Raw genomic sequence first — 18635 nt, forward strand, 5'->3', positions numbered from 1 at the left:
CCCGGTCAGAGGTAATAGCGGAGCAGCAGGTAGGCGGTGCTGAGGGCGATGGTGACCGCGGTGGTGATCAGGCCGTACTTGGTGAACTGCCAGAAGCTGATGGGGTGCCCGTTGCGCCGGGCGACCCCGAGCAGCACCACGTTGGCGCTGGCGCCGATCGCGGTGGCGTTGCCGCCGAGGTCGGCGCCGAGGGTCAGCGCCCACCACAGCGGTTGCGCCGCCGCCCCACCGGCGTCGACCAGGTCCTGGGTGAGGGGCGCGAGCGTGGCCACGTAAGGGATGTTGTCGATCACCCCGGACAGAACGGCGGAGCCGATCAGCAGGCCGGCCGCGCCGGCCGCCCAGTGCCCGTCGATCGCGCCGGCCGCCGCGCCGCCGAGCGCCTTGATCACGCCGAGGTTCACCAGCGCGCCGACCATGACGAACAGCCCGGCGAAGAACAGCAGGGTTTCCCACTCCACGTCGGCGAAGATCTTGGCCGGTTCCATCCGGGTAACCAGCACCAGCAGCCCGGCGCCGATCAGCGCGACCATGGCGGGCGACAGGCCGGTGACCCGGCTGGTGAGGAATCCGGCCAGGATCGCGGCAAGAACCGACAGGGAGATGACGAGCAACCGCCGGTCGCGGATGGTTTCCCGCTGCCTCAGCGCCATCACCTGCGTGGCGCGCTGCGGGTCGTAGTGCAGCTGGCGGCGGAACATCAGCCAGGCCAGCCCGATCAGCGCCACCATCAGGATCGCGACGATCGGACCCAGCGCGACCAGGAAGTCGGTGAACCCGAGGTCGGCCCGGCTGCCCACGATCAGGTTCGGTGGGTCACCGATGAGCGTGGCGGTGCCGCCGATGTTGCTCGCCAGTACCTCGGTGATCAGGTACGGCACCGGGGTCACCGCCAACCGCTGGCACACCAGCAGCGTGACCGGTGCGATCAGCAGCACCGTGGTGACGTTGTCCAGGAAGGCCGAGGCGACGGCGGTGATGACCGCGAACATCGTCAGGATCGCGAACGGGCGGCCGCGGGCGAGCTTCGCCGACCAGACGGCGAGGTACTCGAACATGCCGGACTGCCGGGCGATACCGACGACCATCATCATGCCCAGCAACAGGAACAGCACGTTCCAGTCGATGCCGGTGTCGGCGGAGAAGAACACGTCGTCGCCGCCGGTGGCGCCGATCAGCACCATCAGCGCGGCGCCGGTGAGGGTGACGGTGGCGCGAGGCACCTTCTCGGTGGCGATCAGCACGTAGGCGGCCGCGAACACCACGATGGCCGCGACGAGCTGCCAGCTCACGCCGGGCCCGCCCGGCCGTCACGGGCGGCGACCAGCGCGTCGAGCACCGCCGGCAGCAACACGAACCGCGGGGTTCCGTCGCCGCTCAGCCGTACCAGCTGCGCCTTGTTCGCCACCATGCGGCACGCGGTCTCCAGCACGGTCGCGTCCGGGTCGATCTCGACGACCCCGCGCACGCCCAGGTCGCCGGCGTCGATCGCGGCGCCGACGGTGCGGGCGTCGGCCTCGGCGAACAGCTCCTCGAGGCTGGAGTCGTCCAGCAGCCCGGCGAGCGACAGGTCCGCCAGGGCGTACCCGGGCAGTACCAGGCGGGTGAGGTCCACCGGGGAGGCGATCGCCTCGACCCGTCCGTCCTCGCCGACGATCACCACGGCCAGCAGGTCGTGCTCGGCGATCAGCCGGAACGTGTCGGAGATGCTGCTGGAGCGCGGCAGCAGCGGCAGCTCGACGGCCAGCTCGACGGCGTGCATGGGCACCTTCTTCCGGGCAGCGGAACACCATCGCCGACCAGACTTCCCGGCACACCGAGCCTGACTCTAGCGAAGCCGCGGGACAGCTGCGCGGGCGTACCGGCGAAGCCTGGTCCCCGCGGCGGCCGGGCCGGTGGCCTCTTCGGCGGCCGAGCGGGGGCTTGGCCGCGCTCGAGCCACCCGCGGACGACGGGTTCCCCCACGGTGGGAGCTGGCCCGACCGAGCCCGGACGTACCCCCGGGGGTATAAGCTGGGGTCGGCCACCAATACCCCCGGGGGTATCGGTGACACGAGACCAACGAGCTGTGGAGGCAGTCTGATGTGTCGAGCGGTGGAGTGTCGTCGGTGCGGCAAGACGACGTGGGCCGGCTGCGGTCAGCACGTCGACCAGGTGATGCGGACGGTGCCGCCGGACCAGTGGTGTGCCGGTCACGACGACGAAGCACCCGCAGCGCCCGCGCCGCGCCGGCTGTGGAACCGGCTGCGCCGCCGCTGACGATCGTGGGGTGCCTGCCGGCGGGTTCGTCCTGGCCGGTTGGCCGTACCCGGTCCGACAAGGTGGCGGCGGGTCCACGGTGAGGCGCTTCACGCGATGAACGGATACCCCCGGGGGTATGTTGGCGGAGGAGGTGGCGAGATGGAGATGGATGCCGGCGCGATGGCGGAGGCTGTGACACGGTTGAAACGGGCGCACGGTCAGCTCGGCGGGGTGATCGCCATGATCGAGAACGGCGACGACTGCGAGCGCGTGCTGACCCAGCTGGCGGCGGTGTCTCGTGCCGTGGGGCGGGCCGGGTTCAAGATCGTCGCTACGGGGATGCGGCAGTGCCAGGTCGCGCGAGACAGCGGCGAGGAGGCGCCGATGAGTGAAGAGCAGCTGGAGAAGTTGTTCCTCGCGCTGTCCTGACTCCGCGCTGTCCTGACCCCGCGCTGTCCTGATCGAGAGCGATTTCCCCCGGTGTGGCCCTCGGCCCCACCCGTACCCCTGGGGGTGTGTGGAAGGAGTCGGAAATGGTGCAGGAGACGCCCGTGGGCGAATCGGCCGGCGTCGCCGTCGAGGTGGTGGAGACCTCCTCGCTGGGCGACCGGAGCTACCTCGCGCACGACGGGCAGGTGGCGCTGGTGGTGGACCCCCAGCGCGACATCGACCGGCTCGTGGCGCTCGCCGGTCGGCTCGGCGTACGGATCACCCATGTCGCCGAGACCCACCTGCACAACGACTACGTGTCCGGCGGCCTGGCACTGGCCCACCTCACCGGCGCGGTCTACCTGGTGGCCGGCGCCGACGAGGTCGCCTTCGCCCGTACGCCGGTCGCCGACGGCGACGAGGTGACGCTCTCGCCACGGCTGCGGCTGTCCGTGGTCGCCACACCGGGGCACACCTTCCACCACGTGTCGTACGTCGTGTCCGGGCCGAGCGGCCCGCTCGGCGTGTTCACCGGCGGCTCGCTGCTGTTCGGTACCACCGGTCGCACTGACCTGCTCGGCGCCCAGCATGCCGAGGCGCTTGCCCGCCGGCAGTACGAGTCGGTGCGGCGGCTGGCCGATCTGCTGCCCGACGGCGCGCAGATCTGGCCCACGCACGGCTTCGGCAGCTTCTGCTCCGCCAGCCAGTCCGACGCCGCGGCCTCGACCATCGGCCGGGAACGCACCGCCAACCCGGCGCTGCGGCTGCGCTCCGACGAGTTCGTCGTCACCACGCTGGCCGGGCTCGATGCCTTCCCCGCGTACTACGCGCACATGGGGGTGCGCAACGCCGCCGGCGCCGACCAGATCGATCTGACCCCGGTCCGTCGCGCCGATCCCGGCGAGTTGCGCCGCCGGATCGACGCCGGCGAGTGGATCGTCGACCTGCGCTCCCGGACGGCATTCATGCGCCGGCACCTGACCGGCACCCTCAGCTTCGGTCTCGACGGACCGATGTCGACCTGGCTGGGCTGGCTGCTGCCCGCAGGCCGACCGCTCACCCTGCTCGGGGAGTCGAGCGAGCAGGTGGCCGCCGCGCAACGCGAACTGGCCCGCATCGGCATCGACCGGCCGGCTGCCGCGGCCACCGGTACGCCCGAGCAGTGGGCGGCCGGCGACGCCGGGCGGCTCGGCGCGCTGCCGGTCGCCACCTTCGCCGATCTCGCCGCCGCCCGCGCCGGCCGGGCGCCCGACGGGCTGCCGGCGGCCGATGTCGTCCTCGACGTACGGCTCGGCAACGAGTGGCGCTCCGAGCACATCGACGGCGCGGTTCACGTACCGTTGCCGGAGCTTGCGGATCGACTGGCGGAGTTGCCCTCCGGGGCGATCTGGGTGCACTGCGGTTCCGGATACCGCGCGGCCACCGCGGTGGGGCTACTCGCCCGGGCCGGCCGCCAGGTGGTGCACGTCGATGACGCCTACCCGCACGCCGCCGCTGCGAGTCTCGCCGTCGTGCCGCCGCGCGATACCTGAGCGCCGCGGCGCGCCTGACCACACCGGCCGGCACGGTGGGCATCCATGCGTGCTGCTGCGGTCGGATCGGCCGACACCGCAACCGACAACGCGACCTGGGCTGCCGGCGTGACGGCCGGGAGCGGCGCGTGGCCGAGGCTTCGTCGCGAGTCGCCCGGTCGGTGTCGCCGGCGATAACCGTTGGGCGGCTTGGGCGACACGCTCTAGGGTCTGTTTCGGAGCCCCCGGCCGAGCGAGGCGAGTCCCGTTTGTCTGCTCGCAAGGCGGAGGGCAGTTCGTGTGCCGGGCTTGCCCACGGGCTGTCCGACAACGCCGCGAGCGGGCAAACGGGGCCGCCGCAGCCGGCACGCGGGACTTGCGAAACAGACCCTAGCTTGAGTTTTAACCTTGGTGGGCGGTGTGGGGCACCCTGGTTGATCATGGAAGCAGCCCTTGGTTGATCATTCCTCTTGCGACAGTAGGAAGATCAACAGCAAGGGCTGCGGTGATCAGTGTGCCTCAACCATATCGTCGGGTCGTCGGCGGGCAGTTGAGCCGGTTCCGGCGGGACTTTTATGCGTGTTTGACGTCCCGGGCCGATGGCCTGTTCGAGGCGTGTGACGCCTTGTTGTGTGTCGATGGGCCGGTGCGGTCGTTGCCGGAGTTGTCGCTGGCCGGAGTCCACCGCCGTGGTCACGGTGGTCTGTATGGCGCGCTGGCGGCTGGCCGTATCGACTCCGATCGGTTGCGGCAAGCGATGTTGGGGTGCACGTTGCCGCGGGCGGGTGATGGGCGGATCGTGCTGGCGGTGGACGTGACGTGTTGGTTGCGGCCCGAGGCACATACCAGTCCCGGCCGGATGATGTGTCATACCTACGGTCGTGGCAAGGATCAGCACATCGGGGTGCCGGGCTGGCCGTGGTCGGTGGTGGTGGCGTTGGAGACCGGACGGTCGTCATGGACCGCGCCGTTGGACGCGGTCCGGTTGGCTCCGGGTGAGGACGCGGCGGCCGTGACCGCTTACCAGCTACGGCGGGTCGTGACCGGCCTGATCGAGGCAGGGCATTGGGATGCCGGTGATCCGGAGATCCTGATCGTGGCCGACGCCGGCTACGACGGTCCCCGCCTGTCGTTCGTGCTGGCCGATCTGCCGGTGCGGGTGCTGGTGCGGATGCGTTCCGACCGGGTCCTACGCCGAGCGGCTCTGTCTGATCGTCGGCATACGGTGGGCCGGCCGTGCCGGCACGGCAGCGAGTTCGTGTTCGGCCAGACGGCAACCTGGGGCGAGCCCGATGTCCAGATCTCCACCGACACCAGGCATTACGGGCCGGCGCGTATCCGTGCTTGGGACCGTCTGCATCCGCGGTTGACGCACCGCACCGCCTGGGCCGCGCATACCGGCGATCTGCCGGTGCTGGAAGGCACCGTCATCCGCCTCGACGTCGAGAGGCTGCCCTCGGGCGCGATCCCGAAACCGGTGTGGCTGTGGCATTCGGCCACCGACCTGGACCCTGGGCAGGTCGACCTGGCATGGCAGGCGTTCCTGCGCCGCTTCGACATCGAGCACACCTTCCGCATGCTCAAACAGACCCTGGGCTGGACCTGCCCGAAACTACGCGACCCGGCCGCGGCCGAACGCTGGACATGGCTGGTGCTGGCCGCCTACACCCAACTACGCCTCGCACGAAACGTCGCGGCGGACCTGCGTCGGCCGTGGGAGAAACCCCTCCCGCCACAGCGGGTGACCCCGGCACGCCTCCGGCGAGGGTTTCGATACCTGCACCCGCGGCTGCCTCCTCTAGCGGCTGCGCCGAAACTCTGCCGGCCCGGGCCAGGACGCCCAGCCGGGCACCCCAACCAACGGCCAGCCGCCCGCCATGACGTGCACACGGCGTCCAGACCGGACCGACCCAAACCGCATCGCCACAAACCTAAGAAGCCGTCGGCCACGCCACGACCCCGACGAACAGGTTAAAACTCAAGCTAGCATCGGTGCGCGTGAGTGGCAGGCTGCGCGCCGTCGCGGCGGCGAACGAGCAGATCGTCGCCGACGGCCGGTACACGACCGATGCCGGTACGACGGTGGACGTGCGGCCGGCGCTGGCCGCGGCGATGGCGGGCACCGTGAGCCATCCGCCCGACGAGACGATCGCACCACCGCGACCGGCACCCGGTCATCCGGTGTCGTTCGAGGTGACCGGGGAGGGCAGCTTGCAGGCCGCCGGCCGGCTGCATCGCGGCGGCACCACGGCGATCGCCGTGTTGAACTTCGCCTCGGCCCGCAACCCGGGCGGCGGCTACCTCGGCGGCGCCAAGGCCCAGGAAGAGGACCTGTGCCGGCACGCCCTGCTGTATCCCTGCCTGCTGGCGGCACCGGACTACTACGCCGCACACCGTGCCTCGTCCGACCTGCGCTACAGCGACCGGGTCATCTGGTCGCCGGAGGTACCGGTGGTTCGTGGCGACGACGGCCGGCTGCTGGAAAGGCCGTACCCGGTGTCGTTCCTGACCTCGCCGGCGCCCAACGCCGGAGAGCTGCTGCGCCGGGATCCCGCTGCCGGACAGGAGATCCCGCAGATCCTGCGGCGGCGCGCGGCCCGGGTACTGGCGGTGGCCGCGCACCACGGCGCCCGCCAGCTGGTACTCGGTGCCTGGGGCTGCGGCGTGTTCCGCAACGATCCGAACCAGGTCGCCGACGCGTTCCACGCCGCGCTGACCGGCGCCTTCGCGGGTGCGTTCGAACGCGTGGTCTTCGCGATCTGGGACCGGTCCGCCGACTCCGCCAACCGGGCCGCGTTCGCCGCTCGCTTCGGGCCCGCGGCATAGCAGCCTCGCGTACGGATCGCCGCTGCTTCACCAGGAGCTCATTGGTTTCACCAGGAGCGCAGCAACGTGGCGCTCTGCTCGTCGGCGGGGAAGAACGTCTCGATCGCGATCTCGTCGAGGGTGACGTCGCGCGCGGCGCCGAAGACGGTCAGGGCGTGATGCAGCGAGAGGTCACCCTGGTCGGTAGCCAGTACGACCGGGGTGACGAGGTCGTTGCGGGCGATGGTGCCGGCGTCGGTCTGGTACGGCGTCGACGGCGCCGGGTAGGACTGGAGCTCGTCGAGCAGTTCGGCCAGGCCCTCGGCGCCGGTGCGGTCCAGCTGCCGGCGCACCCGCCGGAGCGTGTCGGCCCGCCACTGGGCATAGTTGCGTACCTGCTTGGCCAATCCGTCGGGATGCAGCATCGCGCGCAGCACGTTGACCGGTTGCTGCGGCAGCGCGGGGGCGAGCCGGTCGAGCAGCCGTTGCATCGGCTGGTTGGCGGCCAGCAGATCCCAGCGCACGTTGATCGCCATGGCCGGATTCGGCTCGTGGCCGCGCAGCACGGCCTCGATGGCGGTACGGGCGATGCCGAGGTCGGCAAGCGGTCGTTCGGCGTACGGCGGTGCGTATCCGGCGGCGAGGTAGAAGCTGTTGCGTTCCCGCAGCGGCACGTCGAACTCGTCGCAGAGCCGTTCGATCATGTCGCGGCTGGGATTCGCGCGCCCGGTCTCGATGAAGCTCAGGTGCCGGGCCGACAGGCCGGCCGCCGTCGAGACGTCCAGTTGCGACCGGCGCCGGTGCTCGCGCCATCGGCGAACCAGCTGCCCGACCGGTTGCGGCGTGACTGTCATGGCACCAGGTTGCCGTGCGGGTCGGGCTCCGGACAACTACCTCGCAGGTAATCGACACGACGCAGCCGTTGGTGATCCTCTGGATCCCGTTCGCCGTGTGATGACTGCCGTCTGGCGTCAGCGGTACGGACCAGTGAAGGGATCGTCGTGGATCACGTGTTCGAAGCCGAGGGCCTGGTGAAGCGATTCGGCCGAACGACCGCCCTGGCCGGGATCGACCTTGCCGCCGCACCGGGCTCGGTGCTCGGCGTGCTGGGCCCCAACGGTGCGGGCAAGACCACCGCGGTACGCATCCTGGCGACGTTGCTGCAGCCCGACGAGGGGCGGGCGAGCGTCGCCGGGCACGACGTCGTACGCGACGCGCCGCGGGTGCGCGAGCTGATCGGCCTGACCGGGCAGTACGCGTCGGTGGACGAGGACCTCACCGCGCTGGAGAACCTCGTACTCATCGGTCAGCTGCTCAACCTGCGTCGGCGCGAAGCCCGGTCCCGGGCCCGGCAGCTGCTGGACCGGTACGGGCTCGGCGAGGTCGCGGGCCGGAAGGTGGCGACGTTCTCCGGCGGGATGCGGCGCCGGCTCGACCTGGCCGCCAGCATGATCGGCAACCCGGCCGTGGTGTACCTCGACGAGCCGACCACCGGCCTGGATCCCGGCAAGCGCGGTGACGTGTGGCGCATGATCCGGGCCATGACCCGCGACGGCGGGGCGGTCCTGCTCACCACCCAGTACCTGGAGGAGGCCGATGCGCTGGCCGACGACATCGTGGTCATCGATCACGGGCGGGTGATCGCGCACGGTACCGCCGCGCAGCTGAAGGCTCTGGTCGGCGGGCACACGATCGAGGTGCGTCCCACCGACCCGGCCCGCCTGGGAGAGGTGATCACCATCCTCGGTGCGGTCGCCGGCCACCCGGCCGAGACACCGCGGCGTGACGTGGCGACCGTGCAGGTCGGTGGCGAGGCGGCCCTCGACGAAACGGTACGTCGGTTGCAGACCGCGGGCATCGGTGTGGCCGAGTTGGCGATGCGGCTGCCGAGCCTGGACGAGGTGTTCCTCGCGCTCACTGGCCACAGCACCGAACAGCAGGACGAATCCGGTACCGGCAAGGAGGATGCGGCGTGAACGACACGGCGACCCCCACGACGACGGCGCCCGCGGGCGTGGGTGTGCGGACGTTTCCGGCCCGGCGGGGCGCGCTGCTGTTCCACAGCCTGGCGCTCGCGCGACGCAATCTTGCCAAGGTCAGGCGAAACCCCGTCAGCATCGGGGATGCGGTCCTCGCGCCGGTGCTCTTCCTGGTGGTGTTCGTCTACCTGTTCGGCGGCGCCGTCGGTGGCTCCACGCACGCGTACCTGCAGCGCACGCTGCCGGCGATCCTCGTACTGGCGGCGATCATGGCGGGGATGATCGCCACCGGCGTCAACCTGTCCATCGACATCAAGAAGGGGATCTTCGATCGCTTCCGGAGCCTGCCCATCGGTCGGTCGGCGCCGCTGATCGGCTCCGTGCTGGCGGATGTCGTGCGCTACCTGGTGACTGTCGCGACGGTGTTCGTGGTGGGGTTCCTGATGGGCTTCCGGGTCCAGACCAGCCCGCTGGCGGCGCTGGCGGCGGCCGGTGTCACCATCGCGTTCGGCATGGCGCTCAGCTGGGTGTGGGTGCTGCTGGCGATGGTCATCAGGGAGACGACGCTGGTGCAGACGATCGTGTCGCTGAGCATCTTCCCCCTCGCCTTCGGCACCGACATGGTGGCACCCGTCGACACCCTGCCCGGCTGGCTCCAGGCCTGGGCACGGATCAACCCGATCGAACACACCATGGCGGCCTCCCGCGGCCTGCTCATCGGTGGTGACACCGCCGTACCGGCCGTCGAATCGCTGCTGTGGTCGATCGGCCTCGTCGCCGTGTTCGCCCCGCTGGCGGTCGTCGCCTACCGCCGTCGCACCTGAGACCCGGCGCCCATCGTCTCGGTGCCGAACCGGTTCCGCCGGTGCACGTTTCGACCCGGTGCGGCTGGGTAGCCTGGGGCCGCCTCGGCGGTCCAACACGTGGCTGTCGGGGCCACATCCGCCGGCCGAACGGATCTGTCCGGTGGCCGCGCCGCGTGGCGCCGGCGTGGTCAGTCTCGCTGGCGGTCGATGGCCATCCTGCCCGTCGCGCCCGCCGCCAACGCCGCGGCGGCCGTGTCGTCCGGGGCATCCGTCGGGACGACCAACAGCCTGATGCGGTCACCATCGAGGAAGTTGACGGTCAACAGCTGGCCATCGAGCATGCCGAGCAGCCGCATCCGCACCCACACGCCATCGATGCGGATCCGCATCGGGGATCGGTCCCAACCGGAGCGGCCGGCAGAGACCCAGCTTGCCCCGCCGAGGCCGGAGGCCCTGCGCAGCCCGGCGAGCAACGGAGGCAGCTCGACCCCGAGATCCCGGGAGTACGGCCACCACGCGCCGTCGATGGAGCCGCCGGACGGCCGATCGGCCAGCGCCAGCCGAAGCTCCGGACCATGGCCGTCGATCGGCTCGGGCTGGCGCCTCGAGTCACTGAACATGGCAACAATCCCCCTCTCGCGCCGACGCCGCAGGTCGACGGCGCCGTCCCGCACATCGCGTCGGATCGGGCTCACCGGTTGCGGCGCGACGTCGCCGACGCGCCGGCAATGGAGAAGGGAATAGTCACGCGACACGGCATATCGCCGCGACCACGACGATCGGTTCTCATCGTCCCCGGTGCCGGTTCGACCAAGCGTGCCACCGGGGTCTGGGACGACTTCTCGAACAGTACTCCTGGCACCACCGCGGGTGTCAGGCGTCGAATGTGCGTTCTTCCCGCTCGGCGAGCCGGATTCGGGCGCGGCGGCGGGGATGGCGTGCGCCGCGCGGGTGGAGCGGCGGCTCAACGAGCTCCCGGCGCCACGGCGTCGGTCAACTACGCGACCCGGAGTGCGGCTGTCGGGGAGCCACTGGGCGGGTGCGGATACTGGAGCGATGGACGCGGAGGACCTGGAGGGGTTCCTGAGCGAACGTCGCCGTGACCTGTGGGCGTTCTGCTACCAGATGCTCGGTTCACCGTTCGATGCCGACGATGCGGTGCAGGACGTCGGTGAGCGGGCGTGGCGGGCCCGGGACGGTTTCGACCCGGCCCGGGGGACGCCCGCCGGCTGGGTGTTCCGCATCGCGCGCAACGTCTGCGTGGACCGGCTGCGCGGTGCCGCCCGGCGTACGTTGCCGCGCGATCTGGGCAGCCCCGACCTGGAGGTGGGTGCCCCGCTGGTACCGCGGTTCGATGTGCCGTGGCTGCAGCCGGCACCCTCGAGCTGGCTGGGCGACGACGACACGGCCGATGCGGTGGTCCGCGGAAGCGAGGTACGGCTCGCGGTGACCGCCCTGCTGCAGACCATGCCCGCACAACAGCGGGCCGCCTTCGTACTGCGCGAGGTTCTGGGCTACCCGGCCGCGGACGCCGCCGCGGCGCTCGATCTGTCGGTACCCGCGGTGAACTCCGCGCTGCAACGCGCCCGGGCCCGGCTCGCGCAGTCGGGACTCGACGGCCAGCCGAGCCCGCGGCCGGTCGAGCGGTCGCGGGTCGAGCAGTACGCGCAGGCCCTGGCGGCGGGGGATGCCGCGGCGCTGGAGAAGCTGGTGGCCGCCGATGTGGTCCTGGAGATGCCGCCGGTGCCGCAGTGGTCGCGGGGCCGGGAGCCGTACCGGGCGTTCATGGAGCACCTGTTCGGCTGGCGCGGCCGCCGATGGGAGACGCGGCCGGTGTCGGCCAACCATCAGCCCGGGCTGCTCGCGTACCTGGTCGGCGACGAGGGCCCGCGTCCGCACACCGTCCAGCTGTTCACGGCCGGGCCGAACGGGCTGCTCGACCACGTGCTGGTCTACCAGGATCCACGCCTGTTCGGCCTTTTCGAGTAGCAGCGATGAGTTCGGGACCGCCCGCTCGTAGGTAGCGGTGACCACACCACACACCTACGACAGGAGACCCGATCATGGGGCGACTGATCATCGTTTCGTTCACCACCCTCGACGGAGTGGTGGAGGACCCCGACGGCAGCGACGGCACCCCGTACGGGGGTTGGGCGATGCGCCACGGCCCGCAGGGCGTGGCCGGCGACAAGTTCCGCCTCGGCCCCATCCTCGACCGGGGCACGCTGCTGTTCGGCCGACGGACCTGGGACCTCTTCCGTACCCTGTGGCCGACCCGGGACGACGCCTTCTCCCGCGCGATGAACGCCGCCACCAAGGCCGTGGTCACCCACCGGCCGGTGGACGAGGCGCAGTGGCAGAACTCGCGCGCGGTCGACCAGCCCCTCACCGAGTGGGTCGCGACGACGCGGCCCGCCGGGGACATCGTGGTCATCGGCAGCCAGTCGGTGGTGGCCGAGCTGGCCGGCAACGACCTCGTCGACGAGTACCGGTTGCTGCAGTTTCCGACGGTCCTGGGCGCCGGGCGGCGGCTGTTCCCCGCAGCGCGGCAGCTCCGGCTCACCAGCGCCGAGCAGGTCGGCCCGGCGACGTTGACCGTCCTGGTGCCCGAGGGGCGCGACTGACGCGTGGCCGGCGGCCCGACCCGTCCGGGCCGCCCGGCGGGTCACTGCATCGTGACCGGGTCGCCGACGCGGACCGGGCCTGCGGTCAGCACTTTCAGGTAGACGCCGACACAGGTCAGCGAGCCCAGCGTCAGGACCGGGATCCGGTGCTCGCGGGCGACCGCCCGCATCAGCGTCGGATCCGCCGGCAACTCGCCATGCGCCAGCGTGGGCACCACGCACCGCGGCGTGGGCACGATGGCCTCCAGCACCGTCTCGCCGATCCGGATCCGCCGGCCGGGCCACTCGTCTTCGGGGAAACCCTCGACCGATCCGGTGTCGATGACCAGATTGGGCCGGAACCGCCGCGGGTCGAAGTCGGGCCCCGGCGCTCGCCCGCGCAGGGTCTGCAACGTCGAGGTGGTCACGGCGTGCAGGGCGCCGAAGTCGAGGAAGCTGCCGGCCGCGATCCCCACCGAGGTGACCCGCGTGCCGGTCGCGTCGAGCACCGAATCGGCCAGCGCCGACTGGGGCGCGCCACCGTCGTAGTCCGGCACCGCCCGCTCGAGCCGAGCCTGTCGTGGCGGCTGGTCCGACATCCGGGCGGGCCGGCCCAGCAGTTCCGACAAGCGCTGGTCCAGCTCGGCCGCTCCGGCCACGTGGGCGCTCCCGTCCGGGAGCACGACGTCGACCCGGGAGTCCCCGCCCTGGCTCGCGCGGCAGGCCAGCAGCGGCCCCCACTTCCGCGGATGCTTGGCGCTGCCGACGGCACCCGAGCCGTCGAGTACGGCGAAGGCCCGGTCACCGGCCAGCCCGCCGGAACCGACCGTACCGGCGGGCAGGTCCTCGCCCAGCATCGACTTCACCGGGTACCGGCGGATCCGCGTCACCGTGCCGATCATCGCTTCTCCCGTCGTGGCGTACGCGTCGATCATGCCCGCCGCCCGCAGGCAGCGACCCGGCGGGCAGACCGCCGGGTCCCTGCCGCGGGTCGCGGTCAGCAGTACTGCCGCGGGTCGCGGTCAGCAGTACTGGCGCGGCCGGTTGCGAACCACCAGCGAGGTGGTGCCGTACGCGCGCTGGGCGTCCAGCCGATCACCTCGGCGATTCGCCCGCGGCGGCGACCGGGGGCTTGCCGTTGATGATGGCTTCCAACAGCTCGCGGGACAGTTGCAGTTCCTCGATCGCGGCGCTGATTCGCCGATGCTCGCCGGCGAGGTCGGCGCGCATCTGTGGGCAGGTCGGCGCCAGGAAACCGCCATCACTGGTGATGCACGGCAACACGCTCGCAATGACACCGGTGGACAGCCCGGCGGTCAGCAGCGACCGGATGCGGCGCACCGTCTCCACGTCGGAGTCGGCGTAGCTCCGGTAGCCGCTGGGCAGGCGGCTCGGCTGCAGCAGGCCCTGCTCCTCGTAGTACCGCAACAGCCGCTCGTTGACTCCGGTACGGCGGGACAGCTCGCCGATGCGCATGTGGCCTCCGTCGCAGAAGGTTGACCTTGACATCAATGTGAGACTTTACCGTGCCTCTCATGCGAGCCGTACAGATCGACCGCCATGGCGGTATCGACGTCCTTACGTTGCGCGAGGTGCCGGTCCCAGTCCCGGCCGCCGGCGAGGTCCTCGTCCGCACGATCGCCAGCAGCATCAACCCGGTGGATTGGAAGACCCGCGCCTGGGACCGCGGCCCGGGCTTCCCGATGACTCTGGGCTGGGATCTGGCCGGCGTGGTCGCAGACAGCACCGTGTCGCAGTTCACCCCCGGCGACCGGGTCATCGCGATGTCCGGGCAGCTCGCGACGGGCCTGGGCACCTGGGCGGATCTCCTCGCCGTGCCCGCGCACATCCTGACCGCGGCGCCGACCCGGCTCTGCCTGGTCGAGGCCGCCGCGCTGCCGCTCGCCGGGCTCACCGCGAGTCAGGCGCTCCAGGCCCTCGAACCAGTGGCCGGAGAGCGGATTCTGGTGACCGGCGCGGTCGGCGGGGTCGGCTCGCTGGCCGTGCAGCTGGCCCGCCGGTCGGGCGCCCGGGTGGACGGGCTGGTCTCCCGGCTCGCGCACGTGCCGGCCGCCCGTGAGCTCGGCGCTGAGCTGGTCACCGATCGGGTGGCGGACCTGCCGGCCGCAGCGTACGACGCCGTCTTCGACACGGCGAGCGTGCACCCGGGGCCGGCGTTGATGCCCGGCGGTCGGTACCTCTCGATCACCGATGACCCGCTGCCGGCAGACATCCGGAGCGCCGCCAAGATCCAGGTACGCGAGGACGTCCGCGGACTCGCCGGCCTGGTCTCCATGGTCGACGCCAACGAGCTGCGCGTACGCGTCGGCGCCTATCACCGCGTCGACGACGTGCGCCGGGCGCACGCGGTGTTCGAGGCCGGCGGCCTTGTCGGCAAGGTCGTCCTGACGTTCTGAGGAGGCACGCCCATGTCGGAGTCGGAAGAGGACGTACGGGAACTGCTGGCCGGAGCTCGACACGCCGTGGTCGGCGTCAACCGCGCCAGCAGGCCGCCGCAGCTGTCCGTCGTGTGGTTCGTCTGGGACGGCCAGAGCTTCCGGTTCAGCACCACCCGCTCGCGGGCGAAGTACCTGAACCTCAAGCGCGACCCGGCCATCTCGCTGCTCATCGACGACTTCGAGAAGAAGTTCTACGTCGTCGCGTACGGCCGGGCACAGCTCATCGAAGACAACCATGACGCGCTGGCCCAGCCCCTGATCGAGAAGTACATGCCGGAACGGTCGACCGATCCGCAATGGACGCCGGACCGGGTGATCGTCGAACTGCGGCCTGACCGCCTCCTGACCGGCCGGTAGCTGCCCTCGTGCAGGCCATCCTGGTACTCCAACCATCGAAGCCGGACCTCAGCCACGATGAAAAGAGCGTGAGGAAACGGAAATCTTTCGACCGGATGTTCCCCAGGGCTGAGCTTGCCACCCTGCAGGATGGTGACGGTGCTGCGTGGCCGGTGTCAGGGGTCGCGGCGGTGGAACAGCAGGATGCCCAGGGCGAGGGCGACCCCGGCCCAGGCGGCGAGCACACCCAGCCCGGCCCATGGGCCGAGGGGGTACTGGGACAGGTGCCGGGTCGCCTGGATGGTGAGGCCGGCGTTGGTGGGGGTCAGCCGCCACAGCGCCTGCTGCCAGTCCGGGTCGGTCACCAGCAACGGTGCGATCTGCAGGACGTAGACGACGCCGCCGACGACGCCGACGCTCGCGGCCGGGTCGCGTACGGCGGTCGCGACGCCGAGGCTGAACAGCGCGATCAGCACCAGGTACAGCACCGAGCCGGCTGCGGCGCGCAGCGTCGCCGCGTCGGTCAGCGACAGCGCCGGGTACCCGTGTGCCGGGGTGAATCCGTTGCCAGGCAACAGCAGCCGCGCGACCAGCACGGCGCCGAGCACGCCGACGGTACCGGCGGCCGCGGTCAGGGCGGCCAGCACGACCGCCTTGGCGGCGAGTACCCGGCCGCGCCGTGGCACGGCCGCGAGCGTGACGGCCACCGTACCGGTCGAGTGCTCGCCGGTGACGGCGGTGATGGCGAGCAGCGCGACGACCGCCTGCCCGGCGAGGACGCCGGACAGGGCCAGCTTCGGTGCGTCGTAGCCGCAGCCGGTGGAGTTGCAGGACACGGTCGCGGCGGCCGCGGCGCTGACCGCGGTGGTCAGCGCCACCACGGCCAGCAGCAGCCAGCTGGTACCGGGCAGGGTGCGCAGCTTCGTGTACTCGGCGCGCAGCGCGTACCTCATGCGTCCCTCCGTCGCAGCGCGACGACGGCGAGCACCAGCGCCAGCACGGCCCACCCGGCGGTGACGGCGAGCCCGGCCCAGGGCGACAGCGGGTAGTAGCCGCTCTGCGGCACCAGATGCGCGGTCACCTGCGGGTAGGTGGGGATGCTCTGCTGGATGGCGAATCCCGCAGCCGGGGTGAGCCGCAGCAGCCACCGCGCGACGTCGTCGGGAAACACCGAGGTGGTGGCGAGGATGCGCGGTACCAGCACGAGCGCGACGCCGGCGGCGATCGCACCGCTGCTGCGCCGCAACAGAGCCGCGAGCGCCAGGACCAGCACCGCGATCAGCGCGAGGAGCATCCCGGTACCGACGACGACGCGCAGGTCGGTGAGCAGGCTGACGGGCAGCACCGTGTTGCCGTTGTCGCGCAGCACGTGCGTACCGATCGGCAGCGTCGCGGCGGTGGCGGCGAGCCCGGCAGCGAACGTCGCTCCGGCGATCACGACCGCCTTGGCGGCAAGCACCCGGCCCGGGCGCGGATCGGTGGCCAGGGTGGTGCGGATCAGCCCGGTGCGGTACTCGGCGGCGACGAACCCGGCCGCGACCACAATCATGATCAACAGCGCGACCAGCAGCCCGCTGAGAGTCTTCTCGACGGCCATCCCGTCGACCCGCGGTGCGATGTCACCGACCCCGGTCACCGTGTACCTCCCGGCCGAGGCGCGGGCGGCGCCCGGGTGGTGCACCGAGCCGTCCGGGTCGATCGTGGCGCCGACGTCGGTACGCCGCCAGCCGCCGGCAGCCGCCCCTTCCAGGGCGACGTGGTCGAAGCGCGCGGTCGTCGAGGAGTACCGGATCGTCTCGATCGAGCCGCCGAGGTCGGCGCGGGCCACGTGCAGCGCGCCGGGCGAGGCGGCGAACAGCCCGATCTGGACGCGCGCGGGCAACCCGTGCAGCGACGTGGACCCGACCGAGATCCACCGGTGGCCGTCGGGGGACTCGTACCCGGTGATGCGCCGGCCGGTGCGCACCAGCCGCAGCCAGCGGGGCGAGCCGGGGCCGATCCGGCTCGCGCTGCCGGCCACGTCGTGGGTGAAGTCGTACTGCAGCCGCACGCCGTGCGTGCCGGTGGCCATGACCGCCGCGTACGAGGCGCCCGGTCGGGTCCCGTCCTTGATCATGACGCCGGCCTTGGCCCAGGGCACCAGGCCGGTGTCGACCCGCCGCACGCCGGGTACGGCGTCGGGCAGTCGCCGCTGCCCGCTCATCGAGGTCAGCCGTACCGTGATGCTGCCGTCGCCGTCCAGCGAACGGTGCACGAAGTAGAAGTGGTCGTCGACGGCCGCACCGTCCGGGCCGGTCGTCGGGGGCGGGCAGACGGTGGTCGCGCCGCCGCAGGAGGAGTGGTTACCGGCGGCCGTGAACACGCCGAGCCCGATCGTGGCCAGTACCGCCAGCAGCAGGGCGATGGGCCAGCCCGGTACGGTGCGCATCTTGGTCCACTCGGCGCGGATCAGGTGCCTCATCGCGCCACCTGCCTGGCGTGGAACTCGACCGCGTCGCCGGTCAGGCCCAGGTACGCCTCCTCCAGGCTCGCCTGGTACGCGGCGACCTCGGCGAAAGCGACTCCGCCTGCGGTCAGCAGCGCGACCACGCGTTCGGCCGGCTGCCCGGTGACGACGAGGGTGTCCGGGCCGGAGACGGTCGCGGTGGCGCCGGCGCGCACCAACTCGGTCCGGGCCGCCTCGAGCGCGCGGCTGCGGACCACGACCCGTCCGCGGGCGGCCGCGGCGAGCAGGTCGGGGACGCCCGCGTCGGCGATGATCCGGCCGCGGCCGATGACGACCAGGTGGTCGGCGGTGTCCTGCAGCTCGCTCATCAGGTGGCTGGACACGAGTACTGCGCGGCCCTCGGCGGCGAGCGAGCGCAGCAGTCCCCGGATCCAGATGATGCCCTCGGGATCCAGGCCGTTGACCGGCTCGTCGAGCATCAGCATCGGCGGATCACCGAGCAGCGCCGCGGCGATGCCGAGCCGCTGCCGCATGCCCAGGGAGAAGCCGCCGGCCCGGCGCCGCGCCACCGCACTCAGTCCCACCTGGCTCAGCACCGCGTCCACCCGGCTGCGGCCGAGGCCCTGCGAGTGGGCCAGCCACAGCAGGTGGTTGCGCGCCGACCGGCTGGGTTGCACGGCATTGGCGTCCAGCAGCGCGCCGACCTGGCGCAGCGGTGTCCGCAGCTGCCGGTACGGGCGGCCACCGACCAGCGCGGTGCCGGCATCGGCGGCGTCGAGGCCCAGCACGATGCGCATCGTGGTGCTCTTGCCGGCGCCGTTGGGGCCGACGAAACCGGTGACCGTGCCCGGCGCCACGGTGAACGACACGTCGTCCAGCGCGACCGTCGGGCCGTACCGTTTGCGCAGTCCGTTGACTTCGATCGTGGCAGTGGCCATGGCGTGTCCCGTCGGTGGAGGTGGTGAACCCCGTCGAGGGTTCACCACCCGCCGTGACACGGTCCGAACCGACGCTGTTATG

19 protein-coding genes are annotated in these 18635 nt (G+C 71.7%); 10 read left to right on the top strand and 9 right to left on the bottom strand.

The window, feature by feature from the left end:
* Nucleotides 1–5 precede the first annotated feature (5 nt).
* Both Asera_RS13355 and Asera_RS13360 read right to left on the bottom strand, forming a co-directional pair.
* Entirely contained in the window at nucleotides 6–1292 is a 1287-nt protein-coding gene (locus tag Asera_RS13355) for an ArsB/NhaD family transporter (RefSeq protein WP_030445603.1), read from the bottom strand.
* Nucleotides 1289–1762, bottom strand: coding sequence for a CBS domain-containing protein (locus tag Asera_RS13360; protein WP_030445602.1), 474 nt, complete (start codon nucleotides 1760–1762; stop codon nucleotides 1289–1291). The genes Asera_RS13355 and Asera_RS13360 overlap by 4 nt, the downstream gene beginning before the upstream one ends.
* 638 nt (nucleotides 1763–2400) lie before the next feature.
* Between Asera_RS13360 and Asera_RS13365 the strand changes: the two genes are divergently transcribed.
* The 4 genes from Asera_RS13365 (at nucleotide 2401) to Asera_RS13380 (ending at nucleotide 7007) form a co-directional block, all read left to right on the top strand.
* Nucleotides 2401–2670, top strand: a complete 270-nt coding sequence (locus Asera_RS13365) for a metal-sensitive transcriptional regulator (protein WP_030445601.1) — start codon at nucleotides 2401–2403, stop codon at nucleotides 2668–2670.
* 104 nt (nucleotides 2671–2774) lie between these two features.
* A complete protein-coding gene (locus Asera_RS13370; RefSeq protein ID WP_051802065.1) occupies nucleotides 2775–4202 on the top strand; it encodes an MBL fold metallo-hydrolase in 1428 nt (475 codons plus the stop codon).
* A 484-nt stretch (nucleotides 4203–4686) separates the two neighbouring features.
* On the top strand, nucleotides 4687–6156 hold the full coding sequence (locus Asera_RS13375; protein WP_030450043.1) for an NF041680 family putative transposase: 1470 nt from the start codon (nucleotides 4687–4689) through the stop codon (nucleotides 6154–6156).
* 23 nt (nucleotides 6157–6179) lie between these two features.
* The gene (locus Asera_RS13380; protein WP_030449533.1) at nucleotides 6180–7007 is read left to right on the top strand and encodes a TIGR02452 family protein; all 828 of its coding nucleotides are present in this window, start codon (nucleotides 6180–6182) and stop codon (nucleotides 7005–7007) included.
* 47 nt (nucleotides 7008–7054) lie between these two features.
* Here the strand turns inward: Asera_RS13380 and Asera_RS13385 are convergent, their stop codons facing one another.
* Nucleotides 7055–7840 carry a helix-turn-helix domain-containing protein gene (locus tag Asera_RS13385; protein ID WP_030449534.1) on the bottom strand — a complete coding sequence of 262 codons (786 nt, stop codon included), beginning with the start codon at nucleotides 7838–7840 and terminating at the stop codon, nucleotides 7055–7057.
* Between the two features lie 147 nt (nucleotides 7841–7987).
* On the opposite strand from Asera_RS13385, the gene Asera_RS13390 reads away from it, so the two are divergent.
* Entirely contained in the window at nucleotides 7988–8962 is a 975-nt protein-coding gene (locus tag Asera_RS13390) for a daunorubicin resistance protein DrrA family ABC transporter ATP-binding protein (protein ID WP_030449535.1), read from the top strand.
* A complete protein-coding gene (locus Asera_RS13395) occupies nucleotides 8959–9789 on the top strand; it encodes an ABC transporter permease (protein ID WP_030449536.1) in 831 nt (276 codons plus the stop codon). Before Asera_RS13390 ends, Asera_RS13395 begins: the two co-directional genes overlap by 4 nt.
* Before the next feature lie 170 nt (nucleotides 9790–9959).
* Here the strand turns inward: Asera_RS13395 and Asera_RS13400 are convergent, their stop codons facing one another.
* On the bottom strand, nucleotides 9960–10526 hold the full coding sequence (locus Asera_RS13400; RefSeq protein WP_157035176.1) for a DUF5994 family protein: 567 nt from the start codon (nucleotides 10524–10526) through the stop codon (nucleotides 9960–9962).
* Between the two features lie 301 nt (nucleotides 10527–10827).
* Here Asera_RS13400 and Asera_RS13405 point away from each other — a divergent pair, with 301 nt between their 5' ends.
* Nucleotides 10828–11760 carry an RNA polymerase subunit sigma-70 gene (locus Asera_RS13405; RefSeq protein ID WP_030449538.1) on the top strand — a complete coding sequence of 311 codons (933 nt, stop codon included), beginning with the start codon at nucleotides 10828–10830 and terminating at the stop codon, nucleotides 11758–11760.
* A 74-nt stretch (nucleotides 11761–11834) separates the two neighbouring features.
* Entirely contained in the window at nucleotides 11835–12395 is a 561-nt protein-coding gene (locus Asera_RS13410; RefSeq protein WP_030449539.1) for a dihydrofolate reductase family protein, read from the top strand.
* 41 nt (nucleotides 12396–12436) lie between these two features.
* Here the strand turns inward: Asera_RS13410 and Asera_RS13415 are convergent, their stop codons facing one another.
* A complete protein-coding gene (locus tag Asera_RS13415) occupies nucleotides 12437–13276 on the bottom strand; it encodes an MOSC domain-containing protein (RefSeq protein WP_035298653.1) in 840 nt (279 codons plus the stop codon).
* Nucleotides 13277–13469: 193 nt separating this feature from the next.
* A complete protein-coding gene (locus tag Asera_RS13420; protein ID WP_030449541.1) occupies nucleotides 13470–13850 on the bottom strand; it encodes a MerR family transcriptional regulator in 381 nt (126 codons plus the stop codon).
* A gap of 59 nt (nucleotides 13851–13909) precedes the next feature.
* Here Asera_RS13420 and Asera_RS13425 point away from each other — a divergent pair, with 59 nt between their 5' ends.
* On the top strand, nucleotides 13910–14791 hold the full coding sequence (locus Asera_RS13425) for an NADP-dependent oxidoreductase (protein ID WP_030449542.1): 882 nt from the start codon (nucleotides 13910–13912) through the stop codon (nucleotides 14789–14791).
* Nucleotides 14792–14803: 12 nt separating this feature from the next.
* Nucleotides 14804–15190 carry a PPOX class F420-dependent oxidoreductase gene (locus Asera_RS13430; RefSeq protein ID WP_051803015.1) on the top strand — a complete coding sequence of 129 codons (387 nt, stop codon included), beginning with the start codon at nucleotides 14804–14806 and terminating at the stop codon, nucleotides 15188–15190.
* A 155-nt stretch (nucleotides 15191–15345) separates the two neighbouring features.
* Here the strand turns inward: Asera_RS13430 and Asera_RS13435 are convergent, their stop codons facing one another.
* From Asera_RS13435 to Asera_RS13445, 3 genes are read right to left on the bottom strand one after another with little or no spacing between them, the layout of a single operon-like run.
* Nucleotides 15346–16122 carry an ABC transporter permease subunit gene (locus tag Asera_RS13435; protein WP_030449544.1) on the bottom strand — a complete coding sequence of 259 codons (777 nt, stop codon included), beginning with the start codon at nucleotides 16120–16122 and terminating at the stop codon, nucleotides 15346–15348.
* Complete coding sequence (locus tag Asera_RS13440) at nucleotides 16119–17630, bottom strand: DUF1349 domain-containing protein (protein ID WP_030449545.1); 1512 nt, start codon at nucleotides 17628–17630, stop codon at nucleotides 16119–16121. The genes Asera_RS13435 and Asera_RS13440 overlap by 4 nt, the downstream gene beginning before the upstream one ends.
* Nucleotides 17627–18553: an ATP-binding cassette domain-containing protein gene (locus Asera_RS13445; RefSeq protein WP_030449546.1), complete on the bottom strand. Its 927-nt coding sequence runs from the start codon at nucleotides 18551–18553 to the stop codon at nucleotides 17627–17629. Before Asera_RS13445 ends, Asera_RS13440 begins: the two co-directional genes overlap by 4 nt.
* Nucleotides 18554–18635: the final 82 nt, after the last annotated feature.

Origin of the sequence: Actinocatenispora sera, assembly GCF_018324685.1 — a bacterium.
Classification (GTDB): Bacteria; Actinomycetota; Actinomycetes; order Mycobacteriales; family Micromonosporaceae; genus Actinocatenispora; species Actinocatenispora sera.